Raw genomic sequence first — 12572 nt, forward strand, 5'->3', positions numbered from 1 at the left:
AGACACTCTCAGGAGTAAAATATTGTAATAATGAAAGTAACAATTGACGGTCAAAGCATAGAAGTAGAACCAGGAACAACCATTCTACAAGCGGCTCGTATGATAGGAGGAGAATCAGTTCCGCCTGCGATGTGCTATTATTCTAAACTAAAAGGGAGCGGTGGAAAATGCCGTTGTTGTTTAGTTGAAGTTTCCAAAGGAAGTGAAGCTGACCCAAGACCTATGCCAAAATTAATGGCATCTTGTGTAACAGGATGTATGGATGGTATGGAAGTAAACAGTAAAAATTCAGACAGAGTAAGAGAAGCCAGACAATCGGTTACTGAATTTTTATTGATCAATCACCCGTTAGATTGCCCTATTTGCGATCAGGCAGGAGAATGTGATTTACAGGATTTAAGCTTTGAACACGGAAAATCAAAAACACGTTTTATAGAAGAGAAAAGAACGTTTGAACCGGAAGATATTGGCCCAAATATTCAATTGCACATGAACCGTTGTATTTTGTGTCAACGTTGCGTACAAGTAGCCGATCAATTGACTGACAAAAGAGTTCACGGAGTTTTAGACCGCGGTGATCATGCTAATATTTCGACTTGTATTTCGAAAGCTATCGACAATGAATTCTCAGGAAACATGATTGATGTATGTCCTGTAGGAGCTTTGACTGATAAAACTTTCCGTTTTAAATCGAGAGTTTGGTTTAACAAACCGTATAATGCGCACAGAGAATGTACGACTCCGGGATGTTGCGGAAAAACTACGGTTTGGATGTTTGGAAATGAAATTCAAAGAGTTACCGGAAGAAAAGACCAATACCACGAAGTAGAGGATTTTATTTGTAACACTTGTCGTTTTGACAAAAAAGAAGTTACGGATTGGGTTATTGAAGGACCTCGAAAATTTGATAAAGATTCGGTTATCAATCAAAATAATTACACCCGTGAAATGGAAACAGTTCATATCGCTACTGAAGAAGGAATTCTAAAAGGCAGAGAGCAAGACCGTAAAAAAATCAGTATGACTGCTATTCCATTAAACAAAGAAGAGCAAGATGAATTTAACAATGGTAATCTATAAAAAATGGACAGTACAATTATTATAGAAAAAAGTGTTATCATTCTTGTTGTCTTTGCCATTACAATGGTTATGGCAATGTATTCTACACTTGCAGAAAGAAAAATTGCAGCCTGGTTACAAGACCGTATTGGTCCTAACAGAGCCGGAAAAGGAGGAATTTTACAACCTCTTGCTGATGGTTTAAAATTATTTTCGAAAGAAGAATTTGAACCCAACACACCTAATAAATTTTTATTTTATGTAGGACCGGCTGTAGCTATGAGTACGGCTTTGATGACAAGTGCCGTAATTCCATGGGGGGATAAATTCCATCTTTTTGGAAGAGACATCATCCTGCAAGCTGCCGATATTGATGTGGCTTTATTGTATTTCTTTGGAGTAGTTTCGGTTGGAGTTTACGGAATCATCATTGGAGGATGGGCTTCCAATAATAAATTCTCTTTAATGAGTGCGGTAAGAGCTACCTCTCAAATGGTTTCTTATGAAATAGCAATGGGATTATCCATTATTGCTTTGCTAATGATGACAGGAACTTTGAGTCTAAGAGAAATTAGTTTACAACAAGAAGGCATGCACTGGAATGTGTTTTATCAGCCACTTTCGTTCTTGATTTTCCTGATTTGTGCATTTGCTGAATCGAACAGAACACCTTTTGACTTAGCAGAATGTGAGAGTGAATTAATTGGAGGTTATCATACGGAATATTCATCTATGAAAATGGGATTCTATTTATTTGCTGAATATGCCAATATGTTTATCTCTTCAACTATTCTTGCTGTTTTATTCTTTGGTGGATACAATTATCCGGGAATGAGTTGGGCAGTAGAAAACTGGGGCGTAAATTTGGCAAACCTAATCGGAATTGGAGTTTTATTTGCAAAAATATGTTTCTTCATCTTTTTCTATATGTGGGTAAGATGGACCATTCCAAGATTCAGATACGATCAATTGATGCATTTAGGATGGAGAATATTAATTCCGTTGTCAATATTAAATATCATGATTACAGGAATTGTAATTTTGAGACATGAAATCATAGCATTTTTAGGATTTTAAATTAGCAAAGATTAGCATTAGCCCCGATTGAAGCGGCATCCTTTTATGAAGCGATAGCGAAATAAAAGATACAGCGAAAAGCGGGAATAGCTTCAAATAAAAAATAAAATAAAGATGTCAATAGAAACCATATCCTTATCGGGAAGAAAAAAACAAGTCTCTAACAAAGAGATGACTTTTTTAGAGCGTTTGTATCTTGTTGCGATTGTAAAAGGATTATTCATTACACTAAAACACTTATTCTCAAGAAAGGTTACTATTCAGTATCCTGAGCAAGTGCGCACCATGAGTCCGGTATATCGCGGACAACACATGTTGAAACGTGACGAACAGGGAAGAGAAAACTGTACTGCCTGCGGATTGTGTGCTTTGTCTTGTCCTGCAGAAGCCATCACTATGAAAGCTGCCGAGCGTAAAGCCAATGAAAAACATTTGTATCGCGAGGAGAAATATGCCGAAATATATGAGATTAATATGTTGCGTTGTATTTTTTGCGGATTGTGCGAAGAGGCCTGTCCTAAAGACGCAATTTATTTAACTACTTCAAAAGTATTGGTTCCTTCGAGTTATGAAAGAGAAGATTTTATTTTTGGAAAAGATAAATTAGTGATGCCTTTAGAAATGGCTATCAAGAATACTAACCAGCTTGCAGCGGGCGGGCTTAAAAAGGCTAACTAAATGATACATATTCCTGATTTTGCACACGCATCTACTGTACAAATTATATTTTGTTTCTTAGCGTTTATAACGGTAATTACGGCTTTCTTAGCCATCTTTAGTAGAAATCCAATCCATAGCGCACTGTATCTGGTAATTTCATTTTTCTCTATAGCCGGACATTATTTACTGTTGAATTCTCAGTTTTTGGCTATTGTTCATGTTATTGTTTACTCAGGAGCAATTATGATTTTATTCTTATTCACCATCATGTTAATGAATTTGAATAAAGAAAATGAAGTTCACAAACCGCGTATTACCCGACTGGGAGCTATAGTTTCCTTTTGTTTAATCTGTATTGTTTTGATTTTAGTGTTTATCAATTCAAAACCTATAGCCGGAGAATACATTGCAACTGGTGAAGATTACCAATCGATCAAAGTTTTAGGACGTGTTTTATTAAACGAATACATGGTTCCTTTTGAATTTGCTTCTATCTTGCTTTTAACAGCGATGATTGGCGTAGTATTATTGTCTAAAAAAGAAAAAACGGAGAAATAAAATGACTAATATTTTAAATGAAATAGGCATCGAAAACTATATCTTCCTTTCTGTAATACTTTTTTGTATTGGAGTATTTGGAGTTTTATACAGACGAAATGCTATTATCGTATTTATGTCGATCGAAATTATGTTGAATGCGGTAAACCTTTTGTTTGTGGCATTTTCGACCTATCATCAGGATGCACAAGGTCAGGTTTTTGTGTTTTTCTCTATGGCTGTGGCTGCGGCTGAAGTTGCAGTAGGTTTAGCGATTTTAGTATCTATTTTTAGAAACTTAGGTTCGATTGATATTAATAATTTAAAAAACTTAAAAGGATAAACAATAATGAATACGAATTTAGCTTTACTCTTATTATTAGCTCCTTTTTTAGGATTTTTATTTAATATTTTCTTTGGAAAAAAGATTGGAAAATCGGCTTCAGGAATTATTGGGACATTAACAGTTGTAGTTTCATTTGTTGCTACCCTTGTTTTTTTCCTTCAAATAAACGAAAGCAAAGAAGCCATTGAAATTGAATTGTTCAATTGGATTCAAATTAGCAATTTCCGTGTGAATTTTGGTTTCCTTTTAGACCAATTATCAATTTTGTGGTTGCTTTTTGTAACAGGAATTGGTTCTTTAATTCACCTCTACTCTATCAGCTATATGCACGATGATGAGAATATGCACAAGTTCTTTGCTTACCTGAATTTGTTTATCTTCTTCATGATTACCTTAGTTATTGGAAGCAACTTATTAGTACTATTCATCGGATGGGAAGGCGTTGGACTTTGTTCTTACCTGCTTATCGGATTTTGGCACAAAAACCAGGATTACAATGATGCGGCTAAAAAAGCTTTCATCATGAACAGAATAGGAGATTTAGGATTGTTGATTGGAATTTTCATCATCGGATCTTTGTTCTCTACTTTAGATTATACTACTTTAAAAACGGCTATTGCTACTTCTGGTAATTTAGACCTTACCATGATTTCGATTGCTGCCTTTGCATTGTTCATTGGAGCTTGTGGTAAATCAGCTCAAATTCCTTTGTACACCTGGTTGCCTGATGCAATGGCTGGACCAACGCCAGTTTCGGCTTTGATTCACGCCGCTACGATGGTTACTGCTGGTATTTTCATGATTACAAGATTAAATTATGTATTTGATTTAGCTCCCGAAGTACAAAACATCATCGCTATTATTGGTGCTATAACTTCTTTAGTTGCTGCAACGATTGCTTTGGTTCAAACCGATATCAAAAAAGTATTGGCTTATTCTACCGTTTCACAATTGGGATTAATGTTCTTAGCTTTAGGTTTTGGAGCTTATGAAATTGCTGTTTTTCACGTAATTACTCACGCTTTCTTTAAAGCTTGTTTGTTCTTAGGTTCAGGTTCAGTAATTCACGCTTTACACGGAGAACAAGATATGCGCAGAATGGGCGGATTGAAAAAAGTAATGGGAATTACTTTTATTACTTTCTTACTTTCTTCATTGGCTATTTCAGGAATTCCTCCTTTTTCAGGGTTTTTCTCGAAAGATGAAATCTTAATGACTGCTTTTCATCATAACATAGCACTTTGGGTTATTGCTTCTCTAGCTTCGTTAATGACTGCTTTTTATATGTTCCGTTTGTTGTATTTGACTTTCTTTAAAGAATTCAGAGGAACTGAACACCAAAAATCTCATTTACACGAAAGCCCGGGATTAATTACTTTCCCGCTGATTGTATTGGCCATTTTAGCAACTATTGGTGGCTTGATTAGTTTACCAACAAATAGCTGGTTGAATCATTATTTAGCACCATTATTTTCGAAAGAAGCTCACGAAGCACATCATTTTGGAACAACCGAATATACTTTGATGGCAGTTGCTGTTCTGGGTGGAATCATAGGAATTACAATTGCTTTTGTAAAATATATCAAACAAAGCCAGGTTCCAGCTGAAGATGCCGAAATCACTGGTTTTTCAAAAGTATTGTACAACAAATATTATGTGGATGAAATCTATGACGTTATTTTTGTAAAAACAACAAATACCTTATCACGATTCTTTAGAGATTATGTAGAAACTGCTTTATCAGCTACAGTATTTGGATTAGGAAAAGTAACCAACGAATTAAGTTACCAGGGGAAAAAATTACAAACAGGAAGCATTGGTTTTTACTTGTTTGTATTTGTTCTAGGACTTTGCAGTATAGTAACTTATTTATTTTTAGCTCAATAATTTTATATCATGAACGTATCACTACTATTAATTATACTTCTTGTTGGTGCATTTGCAACTTACTTTGCCGGCGATAAACTGGCTTCAAAAGTGGCATTATTATTCAGCTTAGTTGCTTTTGGATTATCTATTGTCTTATTGAATAGCTATAATTCAGGAGAAAACATCAGTTATTTCAAACTCTGGATTAACGATCCTTCAATTACAATTACACTAACTGCTGATGGATTATCATTAATCATGTTGTTTTTAACAACAGCATTAACTCCTTTGATTATCTATTCTTCTTTTGGAAATGAATATAAAAATGCAAAATCTTTCTATGCGCTAATTTTGTTCATGGCATTTGCTATGACAGGAACTTTCTTAGCCACTGATGGGCTTTTATATTATATTTTCTGGGAATTAGCATTGATTCCTATTTATTTCATTGCTTTAATTTGGGGTAACGGAGATACTGAAGAACGCAAGAAAGCAGTGGTGAAATTTTTCATTTACACACTTGCAGGATCTTTGTTCATGCTAATTGCTTTTATCTATTTATTCCAAAAATCCGGCACTTTTTTAATCACCGATTTTTACAAAGTAGAATTAAGCCGAACAGAACAATTCTGGATTTTCTGGGCATTCTTTTTAGCTTATGCTATCAAAATACCGATTATTCCATTCCATACCTGGCAGGCAAAAGTATATCAAAAAGCACCTACGGTTGGTACCATGCTTTTATCAGGTATTATGCTAAAAATGGGATTATATAGTGTTTTGCGTTGGCAAATACCTGTAACTCCTATTGCATCTAAAACTTATTTACCAATATTAATTGGACTCGGAATTGCAGGTGTTATCTATGGTTCGATTGTGGCTTTGAGGCAAAAAGATTTGAAAAAATTATTGGCTTATTCTTCATTGGCACACGTTGGATTGATTGCAGCCGGTTGTTATACACTAAACATTGACGGATTGCGTGGAGCTGTTTTACAAATGATTTCTCATGGTTTTGTGGTAGTAGGATTGTTCTTTGCAGCCGAAATCATCTACAGAAGATTCGATACCAGAGAAATTGCCAATATGGGTGGTATTCGTTCACAAGCACCAAAATTTGCTTCATTGTTTATGATTTTAGTTCTGGCTTCGGTAGCCTTACCTACTACTTTTAACTTTGTTGGAGAATTCACTGTTTTATATAGTTTGTATCAAATTAATGTATGGTTTGCCATTCTAGGCGGAACAACAATTATATTAGGAGCTTATTATATGTTAAAAATGTACCAACAAGTGATGCTTGGAGAAACCAATACAAAGGTATTTGCCGATGTAACTTTCCACGAAACCTTAGTTTTGGTTATTATTATTGCGGTTATTTTCTTTTTTGGAATGTATCCAAGACCAATAAACGAATTAATCACTCCTAGTTTGGATCAGATTTTAAGAACATTAAATAGAATTCAATAATATTAAAAATTAAATTCAAACTAAAGATTTGAGTCTTTCATAACTCAAATCCTGAATCACAAAATAAATATGAATACATTAATAGCAATAATAGGATTAGGTATTTTATGCCTTTTATTTGAAATTTTTGATGCTAGAAAAGCAATTATTCCAATAGTTGTTATTGGTTTATTGGCTATACTTGGTTTAGACATCTCTGAATTCAACAACCCTAATAGTTACTATAACAACATGCTTGTTGTGGGTAAATTTTCGTCGGGATTTTCAGGATTATTTATCATACTAACCATTTTCTTAGTAAGTTTGAGCCATAAATTCTACGAAAATCATCAAACTAAAATCTCCGATTTTATTGCCATAAAAATATTCCTGCTTGCAGGAGCTGTAGCTATGGTTTCTTTTGGAAATTTAGCAATGTTCTTTTTAGGAATCGAAGTTTTGTCAATTGCTTTATATGTTTTGGCATCAAGCAACCGATTGAGCATTAAAAGTAATGAGGCCGGATTGAAATATTTCCTGATGGGTTCTTTTGCTTCGGGAATTATCCTTTTTGGTATCTGTTTAATTTACGGAGCTATGGGAAGCTTTGATGTAACTGAAATTAGCGAATTATCCCGTTCAGCCGAATTGCCAATTTGGTTTCCAATTGGAATTGTGCTAGTATTTATCGGAATGCTTTTCAAAATTGCAGCTGTACCGTTCCACTTCTGGGCACCGGATGTTTACGAAGGTTCTCCTGCTTTGACTACTGCTTTAATGAGTACTTTGGCAAAAGTGGTGGCTATTGCTACCTTATACAAATTGGTTAAAACAATGAATGCCGATATTTCTCCAGCATTTCAGTTGATTATTGTAATTGTATCTATTGCTTCGATGACAGTTGGAAATATCATGGCTTTACGCCAAATCAACGTAAAACGTATGTTGGCTTTTTCCGGAATCTCACACGCCGGATTTATGTTAATGACTTTACTAAGTATCTCAAAATCATCTGGAACATTATTATATTACACTTCCGCTTATGCACTGGCAGGAATCGCAGCTTTTGCAGTAATTTTATACGTTTGTAAAACCAAAGAAAACGAAGATATTACTAATTTTCATGGTTTAGGAAAAAATAATCCTTTGATGGCAGCTATCTTAACAGCTTCATTATTATCAATGGCTGGAATCCCTGTTTTTGGAGGTTTCTTTGCCAAACTGTTTTTATTCAATCAGGCAATTCAGGCAGAATTTATTGCATTAGTAATAATCGGTGTCATCAATTCCATCATCAGTGTAGGTTACTATTTCAAACTAATTTTAGCTATGTACACTAAAGAACCAAACGAAACTAAAATACCAACTCCAACAGTTTATTATGCCGTTGCTGTAGTTGCAATTGTTTTAAATATTGCTTTAGGGTTATTCCCATCCTTAGTATTGGATTTATTGTAAAAAGAAAAAACTCAATATACAGAACCATCAATCCCGATAGCTATCGGGATTGATGTTTTTTTTGTTTTATTAAGCCAGCTGATTTTCCTAATAAAAATATAAAAATCAATTACTTCCAAAATCTTTTAACTACATTTGTATATACAAACTTCAAGAAGTTAAAAATGGAAAACAAACTTAAAATACAAATCTGGTCGGATATTATGTGTCCGTTTTGTTATATTGGAAAAAGAAGATTAGAAAATGCAATCTCACAATTTGGCCATCAGGATGCAATAGAAATCGAATGGAAAAGTTTCCAGTTAGATCCTAATTTCATAGCATCAGATGATGATAATTTAGTCGAACATCTTGCCGAAAAATACAGAAAAGATAAAGATTGGGCTATCGAAATGTTAGAAAACATGACACAGAATGCTGCCAATTCTGGATTAGAATTTCATTTTGAGAAATCGGTTATGGCTAATTCATTAAATGCACATCGCTTATTGCATCTGGCAAAAAAACAAAATTTAGGTTCTGAACTAAAAGAATTGCTTTTTAAAGCTTATTTTACAGATGGTAAAGATGTAAATAATAAGGAAACCTTAAAACAACTAGGAATTCAGGTTGGTCTTAATGTCGATAAAGTTGATGAAGTCCTAAACTCCAATTCATTCACCAGAGAAGTTGAAGAAGACATGCAAATGGCTCAAAAAATCGGAGTTCAGGGTGTTCCTTTCTTTGTTTTCGATAATAAGTACGCCATTTCAGGAGCACAGCATGTGGAAACATTTGTAAAAACACTGGAAAAAGTTTGGGAAGAAGGACAATTCGAATCAAAAATTACTATCTTGAACGCTACTTCAGCGGACAGCTGTGGTATTGATGGTTGTAATTAATTCAATAACAATGAGTGCTATAAATAAAGAAAACACAATAATTCGTTGGGGAATCATCGGTTGTGGCGATGTAACCGAAAAAAAAAGCGGCCCTGCTTACCAAAAAACGAAAGGATTCGAAATTGTTGCCGTAATGCGACGCGATGCCGAAAAAGCAGCCGATTATGCTAAAAGACATGGTATAAAAAAATACTATTCGGATGCTGATGCTCTTATCAACGATCCTGAAATCGATGCAGTTTATATAGCTACTCCTCCCGATTCACATAAATTGTACGGATTAAAAGTTGCCGAAGCCGGTAAAATCTGTTGCATCGAAAAACCTTTGGCTCCAAGTTATGAAGACAGCAAAGCCATTTACGAAGCATTTAAACAAAAACAGATTCCGCTTTTTGTAGCTTACTATCGACGCAGTTTACCCCGTTTTGATCAAATAAAAAAATGGCTGGAAGCCAATAGTATTGGAGCAATCCGTCATATTAACTGGCATTTGAGTAAACCCGCTTCTCCACAGGATTTATCAGGTTTATACAATTGGCGTACCGATGCTGCAATTGCTAAAGGAGGCTATTTTGATGACTTAGCCAGCCACGGATTAGACTTATTCAATTATCTGTTGGGGAATATTAAAGAAGTATCCGGAATAAGCATTAATCAACAAAATTTATATTCGTCCAAAGATGCTCTTGTAGCATGCTGGCTGCATGAAAGCGGAATTACAGGAACAGGAAGTTGGAACTTTGGTACTGCAACCCGAGAAGACAAAGTAATTATTTATGGAAGTCAGGGAAGCATTGAGTTTTCAATTTTTGATGAAACTCCTGTGATTCTTTCAAACGAAAATGGAAAAATCGAACTTTTTATTGAACACCCTGAAAACGTTCAGCTTCATCATGTTCAACAAATGAAAGATCAATTATCAGACCAGGGAATTCACCCTTCTAACGGAGAATCGGCCACACATACCAGCTGGGTTATGGATAGAATTATTAATGTGTTATAAAAATAAAAAAAGCTTCAGAACCACCCGAAGCTTTTTTTTAACTACACAAACTAATTAATTACTAACAAATAGCAAATTTCTAACCTCTTTTTAATTATCATAATTCGTGCCAAAAATTAAATTTGAACTTTTTTTTCTATAATTATTTTAATATTACAAACTAGGCTTTACTACTTCTGAAAAAGGATTAGACATTATTGTTGCCGAATCATTCAAAACCAAAACTTCATATTTGGTAATTTTAGTCTTAGACTCTTCTACTAAATAATACACTCCCTCATTAAAGTTATTCAAATCATAACTTCTAACCAGCTTTCCATCAACCGCAAGATTCTCACTATGGATTAACTTATCATTTGCATCATAAATACTTATCTTAACCTGATCTTTATCCTCTAAACCAAATGAGATCATTTTTTCTTGTCGAAATTTATTATGTAATGAAAAATTAACCGCAACTGCATACACATTCATCGCTAATAGAACGATTCCTAACACTAAACTAATTTTTAAAATCTTTTTCATAATACAATGTTTTTTAGATTTATAATCATTTAACTATACCAAAGATAGCACAAGCTTTACTTGAAAAAGAACAGTAGATTTCCCTATTAATATGCTATTTTACCTTTCACGAAAACGTTTTAGCTCGATTTTGATAATATCACATATTTATTTGTTAACTTAGTATCAACCAAACCAATTAACAATAAAATGAAATCCAACCTGCCAACACTCAAAATTATAGAACCTTCCTTTGGAAGTTCGTTTACATTAACCAAATACGATATCAATTACAATTCACATTTTTGGCACTATCACCCGGAGATTGAATTGATATTTGTAAATGGTGGAGCCGGAAAACGTCAGGTAGGAAGTCATATTTCTTACTACACCAATGGCGATTTGACTTTAATAGGCAGTAATTTGCCGCATTGTGGTTTTACTGATGAACTAACCGGAAATAAAAACGAAATTGTTATCCAAATGAAACCCGACTTTCTGGGAGAACACTTTTTTGAGATTCCGGAAATGGTCAACATCAAAAACTTATTACAACAGGCTAAATCAGGAATCACTTTTGGAGGAAAAACCAAAAGAAAAATTGGGAAGAAAATTGGAAAAATGGAAGACCAAACTCCCTTTGAACGTTTATTGACTATTATAGAAATCTTCAATTATTTGGAATTAGCCACCGAAGATGCCACAGTATTGAATGCCGAAGGTTTTCGAATGGAAATGCAGGTACAGGATAACGAACGAATCAATTATATTTTTAATTACGTAAAAGACAATTTTAAAGAACATATAAAACTCGAAGATATTGCCGAAAAAGTAAGCATGACCGTACCTTCATTTTGTCGTTATTTCAAAAAAATAACCCATAAAACCTTTACTAAATTCGTCAATGACTACCGATTGGTTCATGCCTGTAAATTATTAGCAGAAAAACCCATCAGCATATCAGCAATAGCTTTTGAAAGTGGTTTTAATAATTTCAGTCATTTTAATAAAACATTTAAAGAATTCACCGGCAAAAATGCTTCGGAATACAGACATGAGTTGAAATCGTTTTTAGAGTAAGAGCCTGTTTTAATTTTATTCAAATAATTTCTCATGCTATTTTTGTCACACTGAGCTTAGCTTGTCCTGAGTAAATCAAAGGAAAGTAGTTACTTGATACCTAAAAAGTCTTCGATAAGCTCAGACTGACCAAAAATATCCAGAATTAAAAATAAATAATCCAAAAAAAAGCCCCCTAAAAAAGGGGGCTCTCTAACTACTAACCTAACCAAAGTTAATTATTTAACCGCAACCGTTTTATGCACTTCTGAAAGAGGATCTGACATGATTGTTGCAGTTTCATTCACTACAAGAATTTCATATTTCACCGTTTTAGTTTTAGAATCAGCAACCAGGTAATAAACCCCGTCAGCTAAAGGGTTCAAATCGTAAGTTTTAACAATTTTAGAACCTGATTTAAGTGGATTCAAATTTAATGTGTACACATTTTCTGTATGTAACAGTTTATTATTTGCATCATAAATAGAAACATTAGCTTTGTTTATGTCATTTACAGCAAAGGTTACCATCTTTTTTGAACTGGCTTTTCCTTCTTCTTTAGAAATTTTAACGCCAGTTGCACGTGTATTCATAGCAATTAAAACTACCATTAATACGAAACTAAGTTTTATAATCTTTTTCATAATTTTAGAATTTTTAGATTTATAAT

The 12572-nt window shown here is 34.0% G+C and carries 13 protein-coding genes; 11 read left to right on the forward strand and 2 right to left on the reverse strand.

What is annotated here, in order from left to right; all coding sequences use genetic code 11:
- The first annotated feature begins 30 nt into the window (after nucleotides 1–30).
- From BIW12_RS05225 to BIW12_RS05270, 10 genes are all read left to right on the forward strand, one after another.
- Nucleotides 31–1080: a 2Fe-2S iron-sulfur cluster-binding protein gene (locus BIW12_RS05225; protein WP_071184131.1), complete on the forward strand. Its 1050-nt coding sequence runs from the start codon at nucleotides 31–33 to the stop codon at nucleotides 1078–1080.
- 3 nt (nucleotides 1081–1083) lie between these two features.
- Nucleotides 1084–2136: an NADH-quinone oxidoreductase subunit NuoH gene (nuoH, locus tag BIW12_RS05230; RefSeq protein WP_071184132.1), complete on the forward strand. Its 1053-nt coding sequence runs from the start codon at nucleotides 1084–1086 to the stop codon at nucleotides 2134–2136.
- A gap of 114 nt (nucleotides 2137–2250) precedes the next feature.
- On the forward strand, nucleotides 2251–2814 hold the full coding sequence (locus BIW12_RS05235) for a NuoI/complex I 23 kDa subunit family protein (RefSeq protein ID WP_071184133.1): 564 nt from the start codon (nucleotides 2251–2253) through the stop codon (nucleotides 2812–2814).
- Nucleotides 2815–3354, forward strand: a complete 540-nt coding sequence (locus BIW12_RS05240) for an NADH-quinone oxidoreductase subunit J family protein (protein ID WP_071184134.1) — start codon at nucleotides 2815–2817, stop codon at nucleotides 3352–3354.
- A gap of 1 nt (nucleotide 3355) precedes the next feature.
- Nucleotides 3356–3676, forward strand: a complete 321-nt coding sequence (gene nuoK / locus BIW12_RS05245) for an NADH-quinone oxidoreductase subunit NuoK (RefSeq protein ID WP_026712543.1) — start codon at nucleotides 3356–3358, stop codon at nucleotides 3674–3676.
- 6 nt (nucleotides 3677–3682) lie between these two features.
- Nucleotides 3683–5566: an NADH-quinone oxidoreductase subunit L gene (nuoL, locus tag BIW12_RS05250; protein WP_071184135.1), complete on the forward strand. Its 1884-nt coding sequence runs from the start codon at nucleotides 3683–3685 to the stop codon at nucleotides 5564–5566.
- Nucleotides 5567–5575: 9 nt separating this feature from the next.
- A complete protein-coding gene (locus BIW12_RS05255) occupies nucleotides 5576–7018 on the forward strand; it encodes a complex I subunit 4 family protein (protein ID WP_071184136.1) in 1443 nt (480 codons plus the stop codon).
- 69 nt (nucleotides 7019–7087) lie between these two features.
- Nucleotides 7088–8455, forward strand: a complete 1368-nt coding sequence (locus tag BIW12_RS05260) for an NADH-quinone oxidoreductase subunit N (RefSeq protein ID WP_071184137.1) — start codon at nucleotides 7088–7090, stop codon at nucleotides 8453–8455.
- Nucleotides 8456–8619: 164 nt separating this feature from the next.
- Entirely contained in the window at nucleotides 8620–9336 is a 717-nt protein-coding gene (locus tag BIW12_RS05265; RefSeq protein WP_071184138.1) for a DsbA family oxidoreductase, read from the forward strand.
- A 10-nt stretch (nucleotides 9337–9346) separates the two neighbouring features.
- Complete coding sequence (locus BIW12_RS05270) at nucleotides 9347–10339, forward strand: Gfo/Idh/MocA family protein (RefSeq protein ID WP_071186155.1); 993 nt, start codon at nucleotides 9347–9349, stop codon at nucleotides 10337–10339.
- A gap of 153 nt (nucleotides 10340–10492) precedes the next feature.
- Here BIW12_RS05270 and BIW12_RS05275 read toward each other — a convergent pair whose 3' ends face one another.
- Nucleotides 10493–10864 carry a hypothetical protein gene (locus BIW12_RS05275; protein WP_071184139.1) on the reverse strand — a complete coding sequence of 124 codons (372 nt, stop codon included), beginning with the start codon at nucleotides 10862–10864 and terminating at the stop codon, nucleotides 10493–10495.
- A 189-nt stretch (nucleotides 10865–11053) separates the two neighbouring features.
- Here BIW12_RS05275 and BIW12_RS05280 point away from each other — a divergent pair, with 189 nt between their 5' ends.
- Complete coding sequence (locus BIW12_RS05280) at nucleotides 11054–11923, forward strand: AraC family transcriptional regulator (RefSeq protein ID WP_071184140.1); 870 nt, start codon at nucleotides 11054–11056, stop codon at nucleotides 11921–11923.
- A gap of 218 nt (nucleotides 11924–12141) precedes the next feature.
- Here BIW12_RS05280 and BIW12_RS05285 read toward each other — a convergent pair whose 3' ends face one another.
- Nucleotides 12142–12546: a hypothetical protein gene (locus tag BIW12_RS05285; RefSeq protein WP_140486279.1), complete on the reverse strand. Its 405-nt coding sequence runs from the start codon at nucleotides 12544–12546 to the stop codon at nucleotides 12142–12144.
- Nucleotides 12547–12572 lie beyond the last annotated feature (26 nt).

It is taken from the genome of Flavobacterium commune (assembly GCF_001857965.1).
GTDB lineage: Bacteria > Bacteroidota > Bacteroidia > Flavobacteriales > Flavobacteriaceae > Flavobacterium > Flavobacterium commune.